Origin of the sequence: Asticcacaulis solisilvae, assembly GCF_017875235.1 — a bacterium.
Lineage (GTDB): Bacteria > Pseudomonadota > Alphaproteobacteria > Caulobacterales > Caulobacteraceae > Asticcacaulis > Asticcacaulis solisilvae_A.
Genome location: NZ_JAGGMI010000005.1, coordinates 66,065 through 88,276 on the forward strand (window position 1 = coordinate 66,065; position 22,212 = coordinate 88,276).

Consider the following 22,212-nt stretch of genomic DNA (forward strand, 5'->3'; position numbering starts at 1 on the left):
TAGTCGCTTGCTGCCGATTCGCGAAATGTTCCGAACCACGATTAATGAAATCATTTTTCATTATTCCAAAATCTGCTAACCAGACCGGACAGGGAGATGAAAATGACACGGATTTTGAGGCTGACTGTCCTGGCCGCATTGCTGTCGAGTTCCGCGATGGCGGCGCCGCAAGCCAACCCACCGGTCTTCACGACTGAGAACAGCCGAATCTTGACGCCCGATGGCCGCGAATTCGTAGCGCGCGGCGTCAACCTGCAATATGGCGACCATCCTGATCGCGCCTTGCCGGCTATCGCCGCCATAGACAGCGCCGGCGCCAACATGATCCGCCTGCAGCTGCGCCGAAACACCACCGCGGGGCAACTGCGCCGTGCGCTGGACGCGGCGGTAGCACACCAGATCCCGGTCATGATCTTCTACTGGGAAAAGGACATCACCTGCGCCTCTGACAGCGCGCTGTTGCGCAAGGACACCGAAGCCCTTTGGTTGAAGCGCTGGGCCAAGGTGCTGAAAGAACCAAAGTACCAACCCTGGATCATGCTCAATATCGCCAATGAGTGGGGCACCTCCAAGGACGGCTTCAAGGACTATACCGCGACCTACACCGACCTGATCAAGGCCTTCCGCGCCAAAGGCTTCCGCGCGCCAATCGTCATCGACGCCGCCGATTGCGGCCAGGCCACGGCAAGCTTTACAGAAGGACGCGGCAAGGCCTTTATCGCGGCGGACCCGCTGAAAAACGTCATCGTTTCCGTCCACGCCTACCACCACCTGTGGAACAACCCCGGCCGCATCGACGACAATATTTCGGCCCTGAAAGCCACCGGCCTGCCTTTTATGCTGGGAGAATTCGGCGACCGGGAGCTCAACGAGGACGGCCATACGGTCGATCATCTCTACCTGATGCAATCGGCTGATGCACAAGGCGTCGGCTGGCTGGCCTGGAGCTGGAAGGGCAATGGCGGAGCCACGCGCGTGCTGGACATGTCGCAGGACTATGGCAAGGTAACGCCCACCCGCCGGGGTGAAGAGATCATTTCGCGCTGGCGATCGTTAAAATAACGCATCAAGGAAGCGCCGCCATGCAGGTTACGACAACGAATTCCATCGAAGGCAGCAAGATCACCGCCTATCTCGGCGTGGTCACCGGCGAGGCCATATTGGGCGCCAACATCTTCCGCGACTTCTTTGCCGGCATCCGCGACATCGTCGGCGGCCGGTCCGGCGCCTACGAAGAGGTGTTGCGCGAAGCCCGCGACGCCGCCCTGCGCGAAATGGAAGCCGAGGCGCAGAAGCGCGGTGCCAACGCCATTGTCGGCGTCGACATCGACTATTCGACGGTCGGCCAGGGCAGCATGCTGATGGTCAGTTGCTCAGGGACAGCCGTGACAATCAGCTGAGGGCTTCCTATCTGACGGGCAGTATCCCTCAGAGTTAAGTGCCATGCCCGAAACGCGTCTTGATAAATTTGGTCCCCTGCCCGCCGAACATTGCGTCCCCGACTTGCTTTCAGCCGGACTGAAGGTGGTGTTCTGTGGTACGGCGCTCGGGCGCGTGTCCGCCGAACGCCGCGCCTACTACGCCAATCCCGGCAACTTCTTCTGGCGAACGCTGCACAATATCGGCCTGACGCCGGAAAGGGTGCGGCCCGAGGATTACGCGACGCTGCTGCAATTCGGCATAGGCCTGACCGACCTGTGCAAGGCGCATTTCGGCAATGACAACGAACTGCCGGCCGGCGCCCTCGATGCCGGGGCGCTGCGGAATAAGATTCTGAAATTCCAGCCGCGTATCCTCGCCTTCACCAGCAAGACGGGCGCTGGCACCTTCCTCGGCCGGCCAACGGGCGCGATTCCACTGGGCTTTCAGGACGACAAGGTCGGCGAGACGCGCATCTGCGTTCTGCCGTCGCCCTCAGGGCAGGCCCGCATCTTCTGGGATCAACAGGCGTGGCAGGACCTGGCCGACGCGGTCAAGGCCATGCCGTAATCGGGTTACGAAATCACGCCGTTGCGCGGCACGGACTTGACGTTGCGCGCGGCATAGAGGGAGTTGGACGACAATTGCCCCAGCGTGCCCAGGCCGAGCGCATCGAGCAGGGTGTGGATCTTGGCCAGGCGCTCGGACAGCTCGGTCCGGCGCTGGTCCAGTTCCGCGTGCTTCTTGACCAGCATCGCCACTTCGGCATCGAGTTGCGCCCGCTCTTTTTCGATATTTTCAATGTCCGCGGTCGTCAGAAGAATAGCAGGCGTCTCCGTCGTCATATCGCTCCCCTAGCTAAAACGGCTCATAAACCACCGTTCTTAAGTGCACTTTGTGACATGTCGATGATGGCATTCGTCAAGATTTCGCAGCTGCGCATTGACCTGCGGCCCCCGGCCCCCTATGTGTGCGGCCGTTTGCCCGCATCCCATAAAAGTGAGTCCCGCCCATGACCGATCAAGCCCCTACCGACCTGCTGCCCGGCTGCACCGGAGTGCTTGTCCTGGCGGACGGCACCGTCTATCAGGGCCTGGGCTGCGGCGCCGCCGGCGAAGCGCTGGGCGAGGTCTGTTTCAACACCGCCATGACCGGCTACCAGGAAATCCTGACCGATCCGTCCTATATGGAACAGATCGTCGCCTTCACCTTTCCACACGTCGGCAATGTTGGCGTCAATGCCGACGATGTCGAGCAATTGGGCAATGACCCCAGGCGCGCGGCCAAGGGCGCGATCTTCCGCGACCTGCCGACGCCGCCAGCCAACTGGCGCTCGACCCTCAGCTTCAATGACTGGCTGACCCAGCGCGGCGTCGTCGCCATCGCCGGCATCGACACGCGCGCCCTGACCAAGCGCATCCGCGATAAGGGCATGCCGCATGGCATCATCGCCCATTCGCCGACAGGGGTCTTCGACATTCCGGCCCTGATCACCAAGGCCGCCAACTGGTCCGGCATCGGCGGACTGGATCTCGCACCCGCGGCGACTTCCGCGCAATCCTCGACCTACACCACCGACCTGTGGCAGTGGCCGCAGGGCTACCAGGACGGGAAGGATAAGGCGTTCAAGGTCGTGGTCATCGACTACGGCGTCAAGCAGAACATCCTGCGCGCCCTGGTCGATATCGGTGCCGACGTCCAGATCGTCCCGGCCAAGACCTCGGCCGAGGACATCCTGGCCCGCAATCCCGACGGCGTGCTGCTGTCGAACGGCCCGGGCGATCCCGCCGCCACCGGCGAATACGCCGTCCCGGTCATCCGCAAGCTGGTCGATGCTGGCCTGCCGGTCTTCGGTATCTGCCTCGGCCACCAGATGCTGGCCCTGGCTCTGGGCGCCAGGACGATCAAGATGGGCCAGGGCCACCACGGCGCCAACCACCCGGTCAAGGACGAGACAACCGGCAAGGTCGAGATCGTGTCGATGAACCACGGCTTCGCGGTCGATCGCGACAGCCTGCCCGAAGGCGTGGTCGAAACCCATGTCTCGCTGTTCGATGGTTCGAACTGCGGCATCGCCATGGCTAACAAGCCGGTCTTCAGCGTCCAGCACCACCCCGAGGCCTCGCCTGGCCCGGTCGATTCGCTCTACCTGTTCGAGCGCTTCGCCCAATATATGCGTCAGCATCAGGCCGTCGAGGCGTAAGCGCCGCCAGGTCTTTGCTCTTACGTTTGGGCGGCCGCGATGGCCGCCCTTTTCTTTGCGCGCTGATATCCCCACATACCGACACCCAGGCAGATCAGGGGCGCATAGCTGCCCCAGACGCCCAATACCGTAATATAGCCGTAGGCGCCGAGATGCAGCCATTTGGCGATGAAATGCGTGATCAGGGTGTTCACATTGGCGGCGGTAATGAAAAACACCCAGATACGGCGTGAGCGGATCGCCAGCCAGCCGTAGCAGATCAATGTGGCGACATCGATCGCCACACTGAACGGGCCCGGCCTGTAATTGTCCAAAGGCAGCGTTAGCAAACCGATACCCCAGGACACAACGGTAATCGCCGCCGCTATCCGTTCGGTCTTGCCGCCGCGCCAGAAGGCCCAGCCGCAGATCACGAAAAAAAGGACCCATGCCCCGTATCTGTACAGGAATTCCAGCGTGTGAAGATCCAAATCAGCCCCCCTGTCTTACAAGCGCCCTGTGCCCCATGATGCCCGCGGCCAGGCAGGCCAGTATGCCGTAACCGCCCCAAAAGCCGCTGACTGTTACATAGGCAAAGGTACCAAGCCCCAACGTGCGCGCGATAAAATGCGTCACGACCGCATTGACCATGCAGGCCGTAATGAAAAACGTCCAGGGCCGCCGCGACCAGATCGCAAGGACGGCAAAACAGAGCATCGCCACGATATCGACGACGACGGTCGTTATCGCCGGGCCGCTGCCGTCGTGCGTGGCATGAATGAACGAGATATACCAGGCAACGATCGTGATCAGCGCACCGGCGCGCTCGGTCACGCCGCCCTGCAGGAACGCCCAGACGCAGATGATAATGCAGAGGCTTCGCGCAGTGTATTTCCAGAAGAAATGGATCAGTTCCCAGTCCAGGGTCACTGAGTCTGCCCGGTCAGATTCTGGATGGCTTGGATAAGGGTCGCGGCGCTGGTCAAAAGGGCCACCAGGATGACGGTCAACCCCAATGCCATGAGCAGGATGATTCCCACGCACTCGATAATGGATCTTTCCTTGAGCCAGGCAGCAAATGTGCGTGACTTCGGCATGAGGCTGCCGGCAGGCCGGAGGGTGGGTTCCGTCTGCGCCGCCACGTTGTATAACTCGACGGGCACGTTTTCCTGCGAATCGATGAGTGAACCGCCCGGGACGTCCGCCGGTGAACCCGGCAACAGTTCCTGCTCACTCAGGCTGCCGTCGCCGCTTTCATGCCGCAGCAGGACGATCGCCGCCTCACGGCTGGTCGCGGCGCCCAAGCGCCGGCGCGCCTCTTCGGTGTGGGTCCGGACGGTTGCCTCGCTGATATTGAGGAGGCGGGCGATCTCCTTGACCTGATGATGCCGCGCCACCAGGCGCAGAATTTCCTTCTGGCGTCTGGACAGACTGTCCACGCCCGTAACAACTTTTGACTTCCCGGGCACGCTTCTTAATCCCCAAACTTCGCCGGAATGTGCCGCACGCCTGTCCTTCTGGCAATGCAAATCCTCCGACAGTTGCATAGAGGTACGCAGGCGGCGGGACAATCCTTTCAAAACCTTGGCTTTCTCGCTTCGTCGCGGCCGGCAGTCTGGCCCCACTTCAACAGTCAACGGAGGTGGCATTGTGGAAACACTTGAGATTCGGCGCCGGAATCGATTCGCGAATGGCGGGTCACGGGCCGTGGCCATCGCGATCCGCCTATGGGTGGCAAGGGCATCGGCGCCATTACGAGGGACCGCGCGCCGTAAAGAATCGGATAGCGGGCAAGAATCGGGTTGCGCTGCGGGGCCCTAGGCACTAAAGCACCCGCTTAGCCCAAAACCCGAAAGTCCCGGCCGTGTCAGCGCCCCTGAGCGCGGACGGTTCGCGCGCGTTACGAAAGACCGAGATGCCCAAACGTACAGACCTCAAGTCCATCCTCATCATTGGCGCCGGCCCGATCGTCATCGGCCAGGCCTGTGAGTTCGACTATTCGGGTGTCCAGGCGTGCAAGGCCCTGCGTCAGGAAGGCTACCGCATCATCCTGGTCAATTCGAACCCCGCCACGATCATGACCGATCCGGACGTGGCCGATGCGACCTATATCGAACCGATCACGCCGGAATTCGTCGAGAAGATCATCGCCAAGGAGCGCCCGGACGCGCTTCTGCCGACCATGGGCGGCCAGACGGCGCTGAACACCGCGCTGGCGTTGGAGAATTCCGGCGTCCTGGCGAAATACAATGTCGAAATGATCGGCGCCAAGGCCGAGGTCATCGACAAGGCCGAAGACCGCCAGAAGTTCCGCGACGCCATGGACAAGCTGGGCCTGGAATCGGCCAAATCCGCCGTCGCCCACACCTGGGAAGAGGCCGTCGAAGGCCTGAAGACCATTGGCGGCCTGCCCGCCGTCATCCGACCGTCGTTTACCCTGGCCGGCACCGGCGGCGGCATCGCCTTCAACCAGGAAGAATTCAAGGAAATCGTCGAGCGCGGCCTCGACCTGTCCCCGACCACCGAAGTGCTGATCGAAGAGTCGATCCTCGGCTGGAAGGAATACGAGATGGAGGTCGTCCGCGACACGGCGGACAACTGCATCATCGTCTGCTCGATCGAAAACGTCGACCCGATGGGCGTGCACACGGGCGATTCGATCACGGTTGCCCCCGCCCTGACCATGACGGACAAGGAATACCAGATCATGCGTTCGGCCTCGCTGGCCGTCCTGCGCGAAATCGGCGTCGAAACCGGCGGCTCGAACGTCCAGTTCGCGCTCAACCCGGCCGACGGCCGCATGATCGTCATCGAAATGAACCCGCGCGTGTCGCGCTCGTCGGCCCTGGCCTCCAAGGCGACCGGCTTCCCGATCGCCAAGGTCGCCGCCAAGCTGGCCGTCGGCTACACGCTGGATGAGCTGCAAAACGACATCACCAAGGTCACGCCGGCCTCGTTCGAGCCGTCCATTGATTATGTTGTGACCAAGATCCCGCGCTTTGCCTTTGAGAAGTATCCGGGCTCCGAGCCGCTGCTCGGCACCTCGATGAAGTCGGTCGGCGAAGTCATGGCCATCGGCCGCACCTTCGCTGAGTCGGTGCAGAAGGCCCTGCGCGGCCTGGAAACCGGCCTGTCGGGCTTCGACGAAATCGAGATTCCAGGCACCAGGAACGCCGAGCCGCACGCCCTGCGTGAAGCCGTCATCCGCGAACTGGGCCGTCCGACGCCGGACCGCCTGCGTGTCATCGCCCAGGCCTTCCGCCATGGGCTGAGCGTCGAGGACATCAACGCCGCCTGTTCATATGAGCCGTGGTTCCTGCGCCAGATCGAAACCATCGTCTCCGAAGAAGCCAAGATCGGCGCCCTGGGCCTGCCCAAGTCGGCGCAAGGCTTCCGCACGCTGAAGGCCATGGGCTTCTCGGACAAGCGCCTGGCGCAACTGACCGACCAAAAAGAAAAGGACGTTCGCGCCGCCCGCCGTGAACTGGGTGTGCGCCCGGTCTTCAAGCGCATCGATACCTGCGCCGCCGAATTCGCCTCGAACACCGCCTATATGTATTCGACCTATGAATCGGGCGCTTTAGGCCAGATTCCGGAATGCGAAGCCGATCCGTCAGATCGCAAGAAGGCCATCATCCTCGGCGGCGGTCCCAACCGGATCGGCCAGGGCATCGAGTTCGACTATTGCTGCTGTCATGCCGCCTTTGCCTTCAAGGACATCGACATTGAAGCCATCATGGTCAACTGCAACCCGGAAACGGTGTCGACCGACTATGATACGTCCGATCGTCTGTATTTCGAGCCTCTGACGGCCGAAGACGTGCTGGAACTGATCCACGTCGAGCAGTCGAAGGGTGAATTGGCCGGCGTCGTCGTCCAGTTCGGCGGCCAGACACCGCTGAAGCTGGCCCAGGCGCTTGAAGACGAAGGCATCCCCATCCTCGGCACCTCGCCCGACGCCATCGACCTGGCCGAAGACCGCGAGCGCTTCCAGCACCTGCTGCGCGACATCGAGCTGACCCAGCCGGTCAACGCCATCGCCCGCACGCCGGACGAAGCCTTCAAGGCCGCCCACGAAGTCGGTTATCCGATCGTCATCCGTCCGTCCTACGTCCTGGGCGGCCGTGCCATGGAAATCGTCCGCGACGACGAACAGCTGACCCGCTATGTCCGTGAGGCCGTGCAGGTGTCGGGCGACTCGCCCGTCCTGATCGACCAGTACCTGTCGGCCGCCATCGAGGTCGACGCCGACGCCCTGGCCGACGGCACCGATGTGTTTGTGGCCGGCATCATGGAGCATATCGAAGAAGCCGGCGTGCACTCGGGCGACTCGGCCTGTTCGCTGCCGCCGTTTTCGCTGAAGCCGGAAACGGTCAAGGAACTGGAGCGCCAGACGGTCGAACTGGCCCGCGCGCTCAAGGTCCGTGGCCTGATGAACGTCCAGTTCGCCATTGAGAACCCGTACACCGATCCGAAGATCTACGTGCTGGAAGTCAATCCGCGCGCCTCGCGGACCGTGCCGTTCGTCGCCAAGACCCTGGGCCAGCCGCTGGCCGGCATCGCCGCCAAGATTATGGCCGGTGAGACGCTCGCCTCCTTCGGCCTTAAGCCGCGTGACTACCGCCACGTCGCCGTCAAGGAAGCCGTCTTCCCGTTTGCCCGCTTCGCAAATGTCGACACGGTCCTGGGGCCGGAAATGCGCTCAACCGGCGAGGTCATGGGCCTCGACTGGGTGCGCGACGGCGAAGAGATGATCGACGCCTTTTCGCGCGCCTTTGCCAAGTCGCAGCAGGGCAGCGGCGTCAAGCTGCCGTCCTCGGGCAAGGTCTTCGTCTCGGTCAAGGACCAGGACAAGCCGGTCATCGTCGAGTCGATCCGCACCCTGCTCAATCTGGGCTTCGAGGTCGTCGCCACCGGCGGCACCTGCGACTATCTGGAAGAACACGGCGTCAAGGTCGAGCGCATCAAGAAGGTGCTGGAGGGCCGTCCGAACATCCTGGATGCCATCAAGAACGGCGAGATCGCCCTGGTCTTCAACACCACCGAAGGCAAGCAGTCGCTATCCGACAGCTTCTCGATCCGCCGCACGACGCTGATGATGAAGATCCCCTACTACACCACCGCTTCGGGCGCCGTGGCCGCTACGCGCGCCATTGCCTCCGGCGCCAAGGAAACGCTCGACGTCCGCGCGCTCCAGGCCTACGCCTGATCAGGTCAAATCCATCGCAGCCGCGAACGGTAGTCCGTTGCGGCTGCGAAAGGAAAAGGATATAGCCTCCGCCAGCGTTAAGAGGGGGCGATAATGGAACAAGGTGAGTTTGAAAAGCACCGAAAGGCCTTGACCTTTGCGATGCCAATCATCCTGTTCATGCTGTTCTTCACGCCGGCGGTCCTCGATCCGACACGGGTCGGCTGGTTGCTCGACGGCGACTGGGGACAGCATTTCCTGGGCTGGCACGCCTATCGCCAGACCCCGCTCTCCTGGCCATTCAATTACCAGACCCTGCTTTCCTACCCAACCGGCCTGAGCCTCCTTTACACCGACTCCAATCCGCTGGTGTCCATCCCCATGCGATGGCTCACCGGCATATTACCCCAGCACTTCCAGTTCATCGGCTGGTGGTTCCTGGTCTGCATCGTTCTGCACTACTATGTCGCCTACCGGCTGGTGGCGCGCCATGCGCCCGGGCCATGGTCCGCACTTGCCGGCGCCACCCTCCTGACCCTGCTGCCGACGCTTTATATGCGCATCGGTCACGATACCCTGGTCGCACACTGGCTGATCCTGCTCGCGCTCTACATCTTCTTCGAAATCCAGGATGAGCGCCGCAAGCTTATCAGTTACGGACTCCTCATGGGCCTGGCCGGCCTTATCCATCCCTATCTCCTGTTCATGATCCTGGCTGTGTGGGGCGCGGATCAGTTGCGCGTCACAGGCCCGCTACTGAAAAGCCGCGACTGGAAGCAGCTTGCTGTCGCCATCGGCCTGGGCCTGCTGACCCTTGTTCCGCCGGCGGTAACCCTGGGCATTTCGGGCGCCTATTCCGGTCAGAGCGCCGCCAGTGACGGCTTCGGTGTCTACGGCATGCCGCTTGACGCCATTTTCAACCCTTCGCGCAAGGACTTCGCCCTGGCCTTGCTCAACGGACCACAGCCGCCGCGAATGGCCTTTGAAGGCTTCCAGTACCTGGGGGCGGGTCTGCTGTTCCTGATCGGCGCGGCGATCTGGCTGTATCGCAAGTCGCCGGCGGTGAAGTCGGGTGCGGAGGTTCTGGCCACCGCGCGCCCGTTGAAGTGGCCTTTTATTATCCTGCTGGTCCTGGCGATTACCGACCAGGTTCACCTTTATTCGATAAAGCTGGTTGATCTGTCCTTTCCAACGCCTCTGGTCAACCTGCTTAATGTCGTGCGCGCGTCCGGCCGCCTGTTCTGGCCAATCGCCTATACACTCGTTTTTCTTGCTATTATCTGCGTCTACCGTACCCGGCCTCGGACCGTAGGGCTCCTGCTCGGCGCCGCGATCGTATTGCAGTTGGCCGACATGTCGCAGTTCGCGACGAATATTCGCGCCCTGACCGGCAACGCGGCAACCGGCCGGACCTTCGCATTGACGCCCAGCAAGCAGTGGGACGCCGTCATGGCTCGCACAGAAGTGGTATCTTTTCAGCCGGCCGTGCCGCAGACCGACAAGCGCGCCTTTTATGAAATCATCCTGCATGCCCTGGACCATAAGGTCCCGGTCAATATGATGTATGCCGCACGGGAGAATCCGCATCAGGATGCCATCCAACGCCAGGAGTACCTCGACTTTCGCGTTGGCAAACTGGACCCGCGCCGCCTGTACGTCATGCTGGGCAAGGCCGCTCCCGCGGGCCTGGAAGATCGGGTGCGCGAGATCGACGGCATCTGGATCATTCCGCCCCAAGGCGCCGAGGTCGGGCTGGCGCGCCCGAAACCCGAACCGTTCGAAACCGGTAAGACCTATGTCACGGGCGCGGCCAATGCTTCGGTCGTCTGGTTCGGCGGCGACTGGCAGATGCCGCAAGTCGACGCCATGAACAGTAAGGGGCAGGCCGCGGTCATCACACCGACCTTCGTACCTGAGGCCAATAAACCTTATCGCCTAATCCTTTCCCTCCGCGGCTGGCGCAAGGCCCAGACCCTGACAGTGGCGATCAACGGCGTAAAGCTCAAGGAACAGCGTCTTGGCAAGAAAGCGGCAGAGGTCGTCGTGGACATACCCTCATCAGCCCTCCAGTCCGGCCGTATGCAGGTTACGCTTGACAATCTGCGCCCCGCCCCTGAGCCCGGCAAGAAGCCAGACAGCAAGGAGATGGGCGTCGAAATCTATAGCTTGCGTATTGATCCCCTTTGAGAAAGACCGTAGATTTGGGCGCCTTCCGCCACAGCCGCCGGTAACGCCAACTATTCTTCACAAGTTCACGACCTTGTGAGCAGACGCAATTTCGCGTATGATGGCATGGCGGAAACGCGGCAATTGCTGCGCCGCAAAAAAGCCTTGAGTCGCGATCAGAAAAGGCGGCTTTATGGCGCTCTCCTTTTACTGATGATTTGTGAGTTGATCCGGCATGTCCCTGTCGCAATGGCTTAAGCCTCAGGTCTGGCTATCCACTGTGCAGACGCTTCCCGACCCCGTGCGCAACGGTCTGTTCCGGGCGGCGGTTATCCTTGCGCCTATCTTTATCTTCCTGGCCTTCTTCAGCCCGTTCATCGTCGATCCGACGCGCGTCGGGTGGCTGCTGGACGAGGACTGGGGCCAGCACGTGCTGGGTTGGAACGCCTTCCGCCGTGAGCCATGGTCGACCTTCAACCACGAATACATGCTGGGCGCTCCCGTCGGCAACAGCCTGTTCTCGACCGACTCGAACCCGTTCTTTGCCTTTATTTTCAAACCATTTGAAGCCTTCCTGCCGGATCGCTTCCAGTATATCGGCCCGTGGTTCCTGTTCTGCATGGTCATGCACTTCGTCTTCGCCTGGAAGCTGGTGCGGCCGCATGCTCCGAACCGCTGGGCAGCGCTGGGCGGCGCCATCGCGCTCAGCCTGTTGCCCATGCTGACCTACCGCATGCGCCACGACACCCTGGTGGCGCAATGGCTGGTCCTGTGGAGCCTGCATATTTTCATCAATGTCCAGGGTGAGAACCGCAAGACGATCCACTGGGCGGCGCTGCTGGGCCTGTCGGGCCTGATCCACCCCTATCTCCTGTTCATGGTCGCGGCGATCTGGGGCGGCGACGTCCTGCGGAATTTCTGGCCGGCGGCGCGCAAGCTGAACCGCCCGGCGCTGCTGGACGTCACCTGGCGCGCCCTGGTCGTCCTGGCCTTCCCCCTGGTCACGCTCGGCATCGGCGGCGCCTACGTCAAGGGCATGAGCCCGGGCGCCGGCGGCTACGGCTTCTACTCCTTCCCGCTCGACGGCTGGATCAATCCGGTGCGCAGCGACTTCTCGCAAATCCTGAAGGCGTGGCCTCTGGACGGTGGCCAGTATTTCGAAGGCTATCAATATCTCGGCTTCGGACTGATCGTCCTGGTCGTGGCGGCCGCCGTGCTCTACATCACCACGCCCGAAGCGCGTCAGTCGCGCGCCTTCTTCAGCGGCTTGAAATACCTCACCCTGCCGTTCATCGCCCTGTTCCTGATCGCGGTGTCGAACCACGCCCAGTTCTATGGCTATACCGTATGGCATTTCGACCTGCCGTCCTGGCTGCGCGGGCCCGCGGCGGTCCTGCGCGCCTCGGGCCGCCTGGTCTGGCCGATCACCTACTGCCTGATCCTGGCCGCGCTGGTCGTGCTGTTCAAGAGCCGCCCTAAACTGGTCGGCATTATCCTGCCGGCGGTGCTGATCATCCAGGCCTACGACATTTCGGGCGTCGCCAAGGCCATGCGCAAGGCGACGTCGCTGGCCACGACCGGCGAGACCTATTTCGTGACGCCCAGCCCGGTCTGGGACGAGCTGGTCACGCATTCAAAGGGCATCGACTTCTATCCGCCCAATGTCCACATGAACGACCGCCTGTTCTATGAACTGACCTGGCGCGCCACGTCGCAGGCCAAGCCGGTCAACACCATGTACGCGGCGCGCCAGAACCTGATCCAGCTGACGCACGAGCGCGAAGGCCGCGACGCCTTCAAGCGCGGCACGGTGCGCAATGACCGCCTGTTCGTCTTCCTCAAGCAGTGCGACGTGCCGCCCGCCCTGCAGTCCAGCGTGCGCATGGTCGATGGCTTCTGGGTCATTCCGCCCCAGAGCGCCCAAAACCTGCCGCTCGACAGGCCGGTGTGGGACCCGATCAAGAGCCGCATCAAGTTCGGCTGGCTCGACCAGGGCAACTGCCTGATCGACGAGAACTGGAACGGGCAGGAATATGACGGCATCTGGAGCAATGGCCCCGAAGCCGACGTCGTCGTGCCCATCCGCGCCGTGGAGTTCAAGAGCCAGCCCAAGGCACTGGACCTGACGCTCAAGGCCAAGAGCCGCGTGCCGGCCACCGTCGCCGTGCTCGTCGACGGCAAGCTGGCCACAACGCTGGAACTCAACCACCGCGCGGAGGAATATACGGTACCGCTGCCGGCTTCGGTCCTGGGGCGCGACAGCCTCAATATCCGCTTCGTCATCACCGCGTCGGACGAGGCGCCGGTGAAGCTGGCGGCACTGCGCACCACGGGCCGTTCGCCCGCCGCCAAGGCCGTCGCCGCTCCGGCGCCCTCGATCAAGCTGATGAACATGGAGTTCATCGAACGGCCCCGGCTGGACGAAGAAGCCGCGAAAGAGGCCTTGCGCGCCCTGACGCGGGACAGCTGACAGCACGGCGGAAAGGCTACAGACACCCCCTGAAATATCGCTATTTCATTTCGGGACAAATCAAACTATAAGGGCTGTCCCGCGACGAATTGTGCGCTGCGAAGCGCGCCATTGTCGACGGGGGATTTGCCGGCGCGCGAGCTTTACGCGCATCGCCACTTGCAGATCTTCCACCGCGCACCTATCTGCCCTGCCGGTCGCATCCCCCTCGACCGCTTGTAGGGTTTTTGTCATTCCTCAGGGGGGCTGAAGACATCAATCGCACATGGAAAAAGTGCCGATGACCGTCGCGGGCTACAAGGTTCTCGACGAAGAACTGAAGCGTTTGAAGTCCGTCGAACGTCCCGCAGTAATCGCCGCCATTTCGGAAGCCCGTTCGCACGGCGACCTGTCCGAAAACGCCGAATATCACGCCGCCAAGGAACGCCAGGGCTGGATCGAAGGCCAGATCGCCGAGATCGAGGACAAGATCAGCCGCGCCCAGGTGATCGACGTGTCGAAACTGAGCGGCAACCAGATCAAGTTCGGCGCCACCGTCACGGTCGTCGATGAGGACACCGAGGAAGAAGGCCGCTATCAGGTGGTCGGCGACCACGAGGCCGACGTGAAATCCGGCAAGATCTCGCTGTCGTCGCCGTTGTCGCGCGCCATGATCGGCAAGGAAGTCGGCGACGTGGTCGAGGTCGTGACCCCCGGCGGCGTCAAGGCTTACGAAATCGCCAAGGTCGAATGGATCTAGCTTGCTTTCGCAAAGGACCGGTGCACGCGCCGGGCCATTTTGCGGATCACTATGCATAAGACTTGCCAGGTCACAGCCTCGGCAAGTCTTTGACATATCTGCCCTCATCTTTGGCCGATGCGGGCGTCCGGCAATCGGATGGCTGGCCCGGAGCGGTGATGACGTCGGTGACCCACAATAACGTACTGACCATTTGGGCCGTGTCCGACGGCCGCGCCGGCATCGAAAGCCAGGTGCTTGGCCTGGCCGAAGCCATTGCGCGCCAGGCGCCGGCCGATATCACCACCAAACATATCCGCTACGCCAGGATTTTCGATCGCTGGCCGACGCCGCTTAAGATCCTGCCCGACGCCATGCTGGCCGGTGACAGCGACCGTATCGCCCCGCCGTGGCCCGACATCTGGATCGCCGCCGGCCGCGCCACCCTGCCCCATTCGCTGCGCATGCGCCACAGGTCGGGCGGCCAGACCCTGGTCGTACAGCTCCAGGACCCCAAGCTGGGTTACAAGGATTTCGACCTGATCGTCGCGCCCGAGCACGACAACCTGACCTTTGCCCACGTCCTGCCACTGCTGGGATCGACCAACCGTATCACGCCGGAACGGCTGGCCAGCGAATACGCGCCGTGGCAGGCGCAAATCGAAGCCTTACATGCGCCACGCATCGCCGTCCTGATCGGCGGCCGCTCCAAGGTCTATGACATCAGCGAGGCGCGCGCCGAGATCCTGGCCGAAAATATCCGCACGGCGGTCACCGAGGCCAAGGGCTCGCTGCTGCTCAGCCTGTCACGCCGCACGCCTCCGTCCGCACGCGCTGTGTTCGAACGGGTCCTGTCGGGCCTGCCGGGCATGGTTTACACGGGCGACGGTCCCAATCCCTATTTCGCCTTCCTGCATGCCGCCGACCACGTCCTCGTCACGGAAGACTCGGTCAACATGGCGACCGAAGCCGCCGGTACCGGCCGTCCCGTCCACCTGCTCGGCATGGACCGCCTGCGTCCCAGCCAGAAGTTCGATATCTTCCACAAGAACCTGCGCATGCATGGCATCGCCCGGCCCTTCGCCGGCAAGCTCGATAGCTGGAGTTATATTCCGCTCGATGAGACGGCGCGGGCGGCCCGGCATGTTCTGCAGGTTTACGCCCAAAAGCAGGGCGCCGCCGCGCATAAATGATGACAACGCCGTCTCGGCTCCCTATCTAATGGCCGTTAATATTTTCGATTCCATAGGCTAGATAATGCCCAAGTCACCCGTTGCTCCCCGTCCCGTCCGCTGCGCCATCATCGGCACCGGCCCCGCCGGCTGGACCGCCGCCATCTATGCGGCGCGCGGCCTCCTGTCGCCGGTCATCTTCACCGGTCCGCAGGACGGCGGCCAGCTGACCATCACCACCGATGTCGAAAACTATCCGGGCTTTGCCGAGGTCGTCCAAGGTCCGTGGCTGATGGACCAGATGAAGGCCCAGGCCGAGCACATGGGCACGGAGATCATCGCCGAGATCGTCACCAAGGCCGACCTGCAACAACGCCCCTTCCTGCTCGAAACCGAAAGCGGCGCCCAGTACCTGGCCGAAACCGTCATCATCGCCACCGGCGCCCAAGCCAAGTGGCTGGGCCTTGAATCCGAAAAGACCTATCAGGGCTTCGGCGTGTCGGCCTGCGCCACATGTGATGGCTTCTTCTACCGCAACAAGGTCGTGGCCGTCGTCGGCGGCGGCAATACCGCCGTCGAGGAAGCTTTGTTCCTCACCAAGTTCGCTGCCAAGGTCTATCTGATCCACCGCCGCGAACAGCTGCGCGCCGAAAAGATCCTGGTCGAGCGCCTGCTGAACGATCCCAAGATCGAGCCGATCTGGAACGTCGCCCTTGATGAGATCTTGGGCGAAACCAATGAATTCGGCGGCATGGGCGTTACCGGCGTGCGCCTGAAGTCGACGGTCAACGAAGCCGATGACGATCGCGTTGTCGATCTCGACGGCGTCTTCATCGCCATCGGCCACGCGCCCGCCTCGCAACTGTTCGAAGGTCAGCTGGAAACCAAGGCCGGCGGCTATCTGGTGGTCGAGCCCGGTACGCCCAAGACCTCGATCAAGGGCGTCTTTGCCGCCGGCGATGTTACTGACGATGTCTACCGCCAGGCCGTCACCGCGGCCGGCATGGGTTGCCAGGCAGCGCTCGAAGCCATCCGCCTGCTGGCCGAAGAAGACCATCACCATTCGCTGCTGACGGCGAAGGAAGTCGATGAAGAGTTCTCTCACCTGACGCCCAAGCAGAAGAAGGTCGCGGCGAAGGTTTAAGCGGCCACGCGTGTCCGCCGGGCTTCGCGAAACGCCGTCGGCGTCTCGCCAAACTGCGCCTTGAACGCCCGGTTGAATGGTCCGATCGAGCCAAACCCGCAATCGAGCGCGATCGTCAGCACCGGCAGGTGATCGCAGCCCTGATCGGCCAGCCGGCGGGCGGCTTCTTTGATGCGGAAGTGATTGATCATGTGGTTGAAATTGCGGAAGCCCAGCGGCCCCGTAATGCACTGCGTCACCTTGTATTCCGCCTCATTGAGGCGCCGCGCCAGGTCGGCGACCTTCAGGCTGGATATGGTGTAAATTGCTTCGTCGGTCAGCAAGGCCAGGATACGGGCAGCCAGGACCTCATCGGCCGACACGGCATTCCGGCGCCGGACGGGCTCCGGCTGGGGCGCACCGCCGCGATACCAGATGGCGACACCGGCCGCCAGCACCGCCAGCACCGCGCAGGTGAGCTTGATCGCGTCGCTCGATTGCGCGGCAATGCTGCTGGCGGGCGCGCCGCTGGCCCACACGACCGCGACAGTGGTCAGGGCAGCGTGTCCGCCGAGGAAGGCCAGGCGGAAGCACCGCTCGGCCCTGGGCGTGTCCTTGCGCAAATCCCTGACCGGTTCGCTCAGCGCCAGCACCAAGACGGTCGCGCTGATGAGGCCCTGAAGGTTGGCGACCATGTGCGTCAAAGGCTCTGCCCGGCCATCGGCGAACTGTACGAACGCGCCCGCAGCCACCAGGGCCAGGACGGCCGCCAATGGCCACGGCGAAGCGCGCGCGGCCTTCGGCCGGAACAGCGACCGCGCCAGCAGCCATGACCATCCGCAGGTCGCATTGGCAGCAATGGCGATCAGGTCGGAAATAATACCGAACCGATCGCCTGTCAGCCGGCCCACGAAAAAGAAGGCGATGGCGCCGATAAACAGCGCGCCATAGACGTGCGTGTCCTTCGGCCCCTTGTCTTCGGGAACCGGCGGTAACGCAAAGATATCGTGTGCTGCGGCCAAGGCCCGCCTCCCCGTAAGACATCGCATCCTACACCATCACGCGCGCCGCAACGATAGACCCTAAGGGTGAAATATATCGCCGATTTCCAAATCGGCGAGACGGCCATGCGCCACACAGGAAATCTCCGGCCAGGATCGCGGCCGTCGCCGCGATAGATGGAGACCGCACCGTACATGACACCGCGAACACCCCCCGCCGGCAGCACGTGGCTGCGGCGTTCCGGCCTGATCTGGTACCTGACCGCCGCCGTCGGCCAACTGGCCTTTATCTGGATGATCGTCGCCCACTATGGCCGCAAGACGATGAGCGGCAACTATGCCGGCTGGAACGACAAGCCGATCATCAAGGGCTATGTCGAAGGCGACCTCATCGGCAATGTCATGTTCGCCGCCCACGTTCTGCTGGCGGTTGTCGTCACGCTGGGCGGATTGATCCAGCTCATCCCCATGATCCGCAGGCGCGTTCCGGCTCTGCACCGCTGGAACGGCCGCCTGTTTCTCATCATCGCTTTTTTCATGGCGCTGGGTGGCCTGTGGCTGACGTGGGCCCGTGTGACCTATTTCACCGTCCCGCAAGCCATTCCAGTCTCGATCGACGGCGTCCTCATTCTTCTGTTCGGCACCATAGCTTTGCGACTGGCCATGAAGCGCGACATCGACGCCCACCGGCGCTGGGCCATGCGGACCTTCATGGTAGTCAACGCAGTCTGGTTCCTCAGGGTGGAAATCATGGGCTGGGCGGTGCTGACCCATGGCTGGGGGCTGACCGAAACCCTGTCGGGCCCCGTGGATATCGCGCTGCAATTCGGCTGTTATCTCATTCCGCTGGCGGTCCTGGAACTCTATTTCATGGCCCAACGCAGCCCGCGCGCCGTCACGAAACGGCTGGTCAGCATCCTGCTCCTGGTCCTGACAGCCCTCATGGCCGTGGGCATATTCGGCGCGATCGCCTTCATGTGGGGGCCGTACACGCTGTAGCCGGCGCCACAAAAAATTCTCAGGGCATTTTCGAAAAAATCTTCGCAAGCGCCCTTGAACGGCTATTCCGGGCTCCCAAATCATAGAGCGAAGGCGCCGCTGACGGGCCTTCTTGAACGGCAGCATCGCCCAGTTGGGGATGTGGATGTCTTTCAAAATCAAACCTTTATGGACGACGTACTCCGTCCGTAAGGCACTCGCTTTTTGATGAGGAGAGCCCCTATGCGTACCGCTATCGATTTCTCGCCCCTGTACCGTTCGGCTGTTGGTTTTGACCGCCTGGTCAACCTGCTCGACACTGCCACCCGCGCCGACGCCGCGCCGGGCTGGCCGCCCTACAATATCGAACGCTTTGCGTCCGAAGATGGTCAAAGCGACACCTACCGCATCGAAATCGCCGTTGCCGGTTTCCGTCCCGATCAGCTGAACATCGAGGTCAAGGAAAATGTCCTGACAGTGACCGGCAAGAAGGACGCCGACGACGGCAACCGTACCTTCCTGCATCGCGGCCTGGCCGAACGCAGCTTCGAACGCCGCTTCCAGCTTCATGACCATATCCGCGTGACGGATGCCGAACTGGCCAATGGCCTGCTGTCGGTTGGTCTCAAGCTCGAAGTGCCGGAAGCCAAGAAGGCCAAGCAGATCGCCATCAAGACCGCTGGCAATGACAGCCAGCCGGTTCTCCAGGCCGCCGAGTAAGGCTTAACTAGTCCGGTGCAGTTTTTCCCGCTGCGCCGGTTCTACCCTCTTTCGTTTCTCCCAAAACTTCCCCGGCCTTCAGGTCCGACAGATGCGTTGCGCCCTTTATCCCCCTGGGGCGCACCTCTGCCGGAGACCTGAGGGTCTTTTTTTATGCGCGGCGGGCGATGGCCAGCAGTCCAAGGGCGAGCGTGCCGAGCACCAGAAAGCCCGCTGTCATAGGAATGACCGTGTCGTTGTAAAGCTGGCCGATAAAGGTGCCGAGGCAGATCGAGATCACCGACGCGGTCGAACCGATGATCGCCGAAGCAATGCCGGCGATTTGGCCCATAGGCTCCATGGCCAGGGCGTTCAGATTGCCGAACAGAAAGCCCATGCAGAAGAAAACACAGCCGACATAGGCGACGAACATCCATAGCGTCGCCGGCGCGATCAAGTTAAGCCCTAAGAAGATCGCCGAACAGACGACGATCGCCGCAAAGGCGATGGCGACGATGCGCAACATGCCCATGCGCTCGACGATGCGGGAATTGCTCAGTGACGATACGCCGAATGTCAGGGCCAGCCCGCCGAAATACAGCGCAAAGGCATTACCGACGCCGAAATGCTCCTGGAATATTTGCTGGCTGGAATTGAGATAGCCGGTCATGCCGCCGAAGATCAGCGCGCTGGCCACCATGTAGCAGACGGTGCGGCGATGACCAAAGACGGTCGCAGCCCCGCTGATCATGTGTTCGATGCTGAACGAGATGCGCTTTTCCGGTGGCAGGGTTTCTTCCAGGCGGATTGTCACCCAAACCATCACCGCCAGGGCGTAGACGATGAACATCACGAAGATATAGCGCCAGGAGGCAAACGACAGGATGGCGACGCCCAGGCTGGGTGCAATGGCCGGAACCATGATGAAGATCATCATGACCAGCGACATGACGCGTCCCATGGCGCTGCCGCTATATTTGTCGCGAACGATCGACATGGTCGAGACATAGGGTCCAGACACCCCCAGCCCCTGCAAAAACCGCCCGATCAGCAGGACTTCGATGCTGTCGGCCAAGACGCAAACCACGCTGCCGATCAGGTAGAGCACGATGGTTATGTAGATGACGCGCTTGCGGCCCAGCGCGTCCGACAGCGGCCCGCAGATCAGCTGGCCCAGCGCCATGCCGGCGAAGATCGAGCTGATGATGAATTGCGCCTGATTCGGATTGGTGAGCCCCAGATCGTCGCCGATAATCCCCAGCGCCGGCAGCATGGCATCGATCGAGATCGCCACCACCGACATCATCACGGCCATCAGCGCAACGAATTCCGCGCTGCCTTTTTTACTGTCGATGGTCATGAAGAGTCCTGTGGCTATACCGGCGTTCGAGTACCGGCGGTTAATCACCGCGTCTACAGGATTTTGTCAGCAGGACCTATTTTGCCGGCAGGGTTTCGACAAAGCGCCGCGCCATGGCAACCCAGTCTTCCAGGGTGTCATGCGCGCCGGCTTCCCGGACGAAGATAAATCCCTTCATCACCCGGCCGCCCATCTCCATTTGCACCGCGCCCTTGTCCAAGGCTTCAGCGATCTGATCGGGCCCCACACGAAACATGAAACGGTCGCCTGACGCATCCCGGCCGACAGCACCCAGCATGTTGCCGTCGAGCATGAAAACCCGCCCGCCCATCATCCGCTTTTCGACGATGCCGGACCGTGCCCCCAGAGCATCGCGAAAGCGCATGGCCAGCAATTCACTATAGGCCATGACGGCGCCTCCTTGTCCGGGGACAAGCCTATGGCTGACCTATCATAATAGCAAGATCTAGCTGGCCAGCTGCCCGCGCAAGCCGACGCAGGTGACGTGTTCGAGCTGTTCCAGGTTCATGCTGGCGTTTTCGAGGTTGGCGCGCGACAGGTCGGCGCCGTCCAGCTTGACCAGCTTCAGCTCGGCACCGGCAAAATTAACGCCGCGCAGGCGCGCTTCGCGCAGGTCCGCCGGCAGCATGCGGTCCTTCGCGATCATCAGCGCGCCGAGATTGGCGCCCTGCAGGTTTGCTCCATCCAGCCGCGCCTTGTACAGGCGCACGCCGCGCAGGTCGGCGCCCTGGAGATTGCAGTTGCGCAGATCGGCTTCTTCAAGGTGCGCGCCCTGGAGCTGGACGTCCCGCATGTCGAGACCGTAGAAGACCGCGCCCTTGGCGGACAGGGCCGTCAGGTTCAGCCCCTTGATCGAGCCCAGCGCGCGCAGGTCAGCCTTGTCGAAGGTTGATGGCTTGCCTTCCTTGCCCAGCGTGTCGACCCACTTGGCGTGGTCATGGAGCATCTCGCCAAACGGCAGCGCCTTGACGTCGGTGCCGACGACCTTGTCGGTCAGCACGCCGCTCATGTCGGTCTGGTTGACGCGCCACGAATCCGTCTTGGCCTTGATCAACACGGCGTCCTTCAGCGACGCGCCCGACAGGTCCGCGCCCGACAGGTCGGCGCCGGCCAGGTCGACATTGTTCATGATCGCCTGTTTCAGGTTGGCGCGCACCAGCTTGCACTGTTTCATCACCGCGTCGGTAAAGTCGGCCTTCATGGCCTGGATGCCCGACAGCTTGGAGCGCTCAAGGTTAGCGCCGCGCAGATTGGCATAGGTGGCTTCGGCGGTCCGCATCGAGATTTCGACATAGGACAGGCCCGTCGCCTTGTCCGGCAGGGCCAGGGCGCCTTCGCGCAGGTCGGCCTCGTAAAGATCGACGCCCGACAGGTTGGCGCCGCGCAGGCAGGCGCCGCGCAGGTCGACGCGGCGCATGGAGGCGCCCGTCAGGTTGGCGAGTTGCAGGTCGGCGCAGAACAGGTTGGACTTGTCGAGAACGACGCCCACCATGTCGCAGTCGGTCAGGATGGCGGCGGTGAAATCGGCGTCCTGGAGGTTTCGGCCACGCAGAGACAGACCCGACAGGTCGCACCAGGCGAAGACCGCGCGGGCGCCGCCCGGCTTGCAGGCAAAGAAGCGCTCATGCTTGACGCACATCTGGTCAATCTGGACCTGCGTCAGCTTGGTATACTTGTTTTCGCCCGAAGTGGCGCTCATGAACCGCGGCGTCCTG

The 22,212-nt window shown here is 62.4% G+C and carries 20 protein-coding genes; 12 read left to right on the forward strand and 8 right to left on the reverse strand.

The genetic code is table 11. From position 1 onward, the window contains the following. Nucleotides 1-102: 102 nt before the first annotated feature. Genes J2X24_RS10080 through J2X24_RS10090 form a run of 3 tightly spaced genes read left to right on the forward strand, consistent with a single transcriptional unit; the run spans nt 103 to nt 1,989 of the window. Nucleotides 103-1,062: a cellulase family glycosylhydrolase gene (locus tag J2X24_RS10080; RefSeq protein WP_209720509.1), complete on the forward strand. Its 960-nt coding sequence runs from the start codon at nt 103-105 to the stop codon at nt 1,060-1,062. A 20-nt stretch (nt 1,063-1,082) separates the two neighbouring features. Continuing rightward, nucleotides 1,083-1,400 carry a heavy metal-binding domain-containing protein gene (locus J2X24_RS10085; protein ID WP_209720513.1) on the forward strand — a complete coding sequence of 106 codons (318 nt, stop codon included), beginning with the start codon at nt 1,083-1,085 and terminating at the stop codon, nt 1,398-1,400. A gap of 43 nt (nt 1,401-1,443) precedes the next feature. Beyond that, nucleotides 1,444-1,989 carry a mismatch-specific DNA-glycosylase gene (locus tag J2X24_RS10090; protein ID WP_209720516.1) on the forward strand — a complete coding sequence of 182 codons (546 nt, stop codon included), beginning with the start codon at nt 1,444-1,446 and terminating at the stop codon, nt 1,987-1,989. Between the two features lie 5 nt (nt 1,990-1,994). On the opposite strand, the gene J2X24_RS10095 is transcribed toward J2X24_RS10090, so the two are convergent. Continuing rightward, nucleotides 1,995-2,264, reverse strand: coding sequence for a hypothetical protein (locus tag J2X24_RS10095; RefSeq protein WP_209720519.1), 270 nt, complete (start codon nt 2,262-2,264; stop codon nt 1,995-1,997). 167 nt (nt 2,265-2,431) lie between these two features. On the opposite strand from J2X24_RS10095, the gene carA reads away from it, so the two are divergent. Next, entirely contained in the window at nt 2,432-3,622 is a 1,191-nt protein-coding gene (gene carA / locus J2X24_RS10100) for a glutamine-hydrolyzing carbamoyl-phosphate synthase small subunit (protein ID WP_209720522.1), read from the forward strand. Nucleotides 3,623-3,642: 20 nt separating this feature from the next. Here the strand turns inward: carA and J2X24_RS10105 are convergent, their stop codons facing one another. The 3 genes from J2X24_RS10105 to J2X24_RS10115 are packed head-to-tail and all read right to left on the reverse strand — an operon-like array spanning nt 3,643 to nt 5,040. Further along, on the reverse strand, nt 3,643-4,092 hold the full coding sequence (locus J2X24_RS10105) for a hypothetical protein (protein ID WP_209720524.1): 450 nt from the start codon (nt 4,090-4,092) through the stop codon (nt 3,643-3,645). A 1-nt stretch (nt 4,093) separates the two neighbouring features. Further along, a complete protein-coding gene (locus J2X24_RS10110) occupies nt 4,094-4,531 on the reverse strand; it encodes a hypothetical protein (RefSeq protein WP_209720527.1) in 438 nt (145 codons plus the stop codon). Next, nucleotides 4,528-5,040: a response regulator transcription factor gene (locus tag J2X24_RS10115; RefSeq protein WP_209720530.1), complete on the reverse strand. Its 513-nt coding sequence runs from the start codon at nt 5,038-5,040 to the stop codon at nt 4,528-4,530. The genes J2X24_RS10110 and J2X24_RS10115 overlap by 4 nt, the downstream gene beginning before the upstream one ends. A 476-nt stretch (nt 5,041-5,516) precedes the next feature. On the opposite strand from J2X24_RS10115, the gene carB reads away from it, so the two are divergent. From carB to trxB, 6 genes are all read left to right on the forward strand, one after another. Continuing rightward, nucleotides 5,517-8,810 carry a carbamoyl-phosphate synthase large subunit gene (gene carB, locus J2X24_RS10120; RefSeq protein WP_209720533.1) on the forward strand — a complete coding sequence of 1,098 codons (3,294 nt, stop codon included), beginning with the start codon at nt 5,517-5,519 and terminating at the stop codon, nt 8,808-8,810. 93 nt (nt 8,811-8,903) lie between these two features. After that, nucleotides 8,904-10,976 (forward strand): DUF6311 domain-containing protein, encoded by a 2,073-nt coding sequence (locus tag J2X24_RS10125; protein WP_209720536.1) that lies wholly within the window; start codon nt 8,904-8,906, stop codon nt 10,974-10,976. A gap of 214 nt (nt 10,977-11,190) precedes the next feature. Next, complete coding sequence (locus J2X24_RS10130; protein WP_209720540.1) at nt 11,191-13,425, forward strand: DUF6311 domain-containing protein; 2,235 nt, start codon at nt 11,191-11,193, stop codon at nt 13,423-13,425. A gap of 265 nt (nt 13,426-13,690) precedes the next feature. Continuing rightward, complete coding sequence (gene greA, locus J2X24_RS10135) at nt 13,691-14,164, forward strand: transcription elongation factor GreA (RefSeq protein ID WP_192619158.1); 474 nt, start codon at nt 13,691-13,693, stop codon at nt 14,162-14,164. A gap of 158 nt (nt 14,165-14,322) precedes the next feature. Beyond that, entirely contained in the window at nt 14,323-15,336 is a 1,014-nt protein-coding gene (locus J2X24_RS10140) for a mitochondrial fission ELM1 family protein (protein ID WP_209720542.1), read from the forward strand. Between the two features lie 64 nt (nt 15,337-15,400). Beyond that, the gene (gene trxB / locus J2X24_RS10145) at nt 15,401-16,459 is read left to right on the forward strand and encodes a thioredoxin-disulfide reductase (RefSeq protein WP_209720545.1); all 1,059 of its coding nucleotides are present in this window, start codon (nt 15,401-15,403) and stop codon (nt 16,457-16,459) included. Here trxB and J2X24_RS10150 read toward each other — a convergent pair. Continuing rightward, on the reverse strand, nt 16,456-17,460 hold the full coding sequence (locus tag J2X24_RS10150; RefSeq protein ID WP_245344599.1) for a helix-turn-helix domain-containing protein: 1,005 nt from the start codon (nt 17,458-17,460) through the stop codon (nt 16,456-16,458). The genes trxB and J2X24_RS10150 overlap by 4 nt on opposite strands. Before the next feature lie 174 nt (nt 17,461-17,634). On the opposite strand from J2X24_RS10150, the gene J2X24_RS10155 reads away from it, so the two are divergent. Next, nucleotides 17,635-18,438, forward strand: coding sequence for a DUF2306 domain-containing protein (locus tag J2X24_RS10155; protein WP_245344600.1), 804 nt, complete (start codon nt 17,635-17,637; stop codon nt 18,436-18,438). A 222-nt stretch (nt 18,439-18,660) separates the two neighbouring features. Continuing rightward, complete coding sequence (locus J2X24_RS10160; protein ID WP_209720553.1) at nt 18,661-19,137, forward strand: Hsp20 family protein; 477 nt, start codon at nt 18,661-18,663, stop codon at nt 19,135-19,137. Nucleotides 19,138-19,288: 151 nt separating this feature from the next. Here the strand turns inward: J2X24_RS10160 and J2X24_RS10165 are convergent, their stop codons facing one another. The 3 genes from J2X24_RS10165 to J2X24_RS10175 all read right to left on the reverse strand — a co-directional run bounded on the left by J2X24_RS10165 (nt 19,289) and on the right by J2X24_RS10175 (nt 22,196). Next, nucleotides 19,289-20,476, reverse strand: coding sequence for a multidrug effflux MFS transporter (locus J2X24_RS10165; RefSeq protein ID WP_209720555.1), 1,188 nt, complete (start codon nt 20,474-20,476; stop codon nt 19,289-19,291). A 76-nt stretch (nt 20,477-20,552) separates the two neighbouring features. Then, nucleotides 20,553-20,885, reverse strand: coding sequence for a TfoX/Sxy family protein (locus tag J2X24_RS10170; protein WP_209720557.1), 333 nt, complete (start codon nt 20,883-20,885; stop codon nt 20,553-20,555). A 57-nt stretch (nt 20,886-20,942) separates the two neighbouring features. Continuing rightward, nucleotides 20,943-22,196, reverse strand: a complete 1,254-nt coding sequence (locus J2X24_RS10175; protein WP_209720560.1) for a pentapeptide repeat-containing protein — start codon at nt 22,194-22,196, stop codon at nt 20,943-20,945. Nucleotides 22,197-22,212 lie beyond the last annotated feature (16 nt).

Bases quoted from the DNA above. Each gene is read 5' to 3' on its own strand.
- J2X24_RS10170 (WP_209720557.1), bottom strand. From the start codon at position 20,885: ATGGCCTATAGTGAATTGCTGGCCATGCGCTTTCGCGATGCTCTGGGG.
- J2X24_RS10090 (WP_209720516.1), top strand. From the start codon at position 1,444: ATGCCCGAAACGCGTCTTGATAAATTTGGTCCCCTGCCCGCCGAACAT.
- J2X24_RS10125 (WP_209720536.1), top strand. From the start codon at position 8,904: ATGGAACAAGGTGAGTTTGAAAAGCACCGAAAGGCCTTGACCTTTGCG.
- J2X24_RS10175 (WP_209720560.1), bottom strand. From the start codon at position 22,196: ATGAGCGCCACTTCGGGCGAAAACAAGTATACCAAGCTGACGCAGGTC.
- carA (WP_209720522.1), top strand. From the start codon at position 2,432: ATGACCGATCAAGCCCCTACCGACCTGCTGCCCGGCTGCACCGGAGTG.
- greA (WP_192619158.1), top strand. From the start codon at position 13,691: ATGGAAAAAGTGCCGATGACCGTCGCGGGCTACAAGGTTCTCGACGAA.
- J2X24_RS10095 (WP_209720519.1), bottom strand. From the start codon at position 2,264: ATGACGACGGAGACGCCTGCTATTCTTCTGACGACCGCGGACATTGAA.
- carB (WP_209720533.1), top strand. From the start codon at position 5,517: ATGCCCAAACGTACAGACCTCAAGTCCATCCTCATCATTGGCGCCGGC.
- J2X24_RS10130 (WP_209720540.1), top strand. From the start codon at position 11,191: ATGTCCCTGTCGCAATGGCTTAAGCCTCAGGTCTGGCTATCCACTGTG.
- J2X24_RS10085 (WP_209720513.1), top strand. From the start codon at position 1,083: ATGCAGGTTACGACAACGAATTCCATCGAAGGCAGCAAGATCACCGCC.
- J2X24_RS10140 (WP_209720542.1), top strand. From the start codon at position 14,323: ATGACGTCGGTGACCCACAATAACGTACTGACCATTTGGGCCGTGTCC.
- trxB (WP_209720545.1), top strand. From the start codon at position 15,401: ATGCCCAAGTCACCCGTTGCTCCCCGTCCCGTCCGCTGCGCCATCATC.
- J2X24_RS10165 (WP_209720555.1), bottom strand. From the start codon at position 20,476: ATGACCATCGACAGTAAAAAAGGCAGCGCGGAATTCGTTGCGCTGATG.
- J2X24_RS10160 (WP_209720553.1), top strand. From the start codon at position 18,661: ATGCGTACCGCTATCGATTTCTCGCCCCTGTACCGTTCGGCTGTTGGT.
- J2X24_RS10155 (WP_245344600.1), top strand. From the start codon at position 17,635: ATGACACCGCGAACACCCCCCGCCGGCAGCACGTGGCTGCGGCGTTCC.
- J2X24_RS10080 (WP_209720509.1), top strand. From the start codon at position 103: ATGACACGGATTTTGAGGCTGACTGTCCTGGCCGCATTGCTGTCGAGT.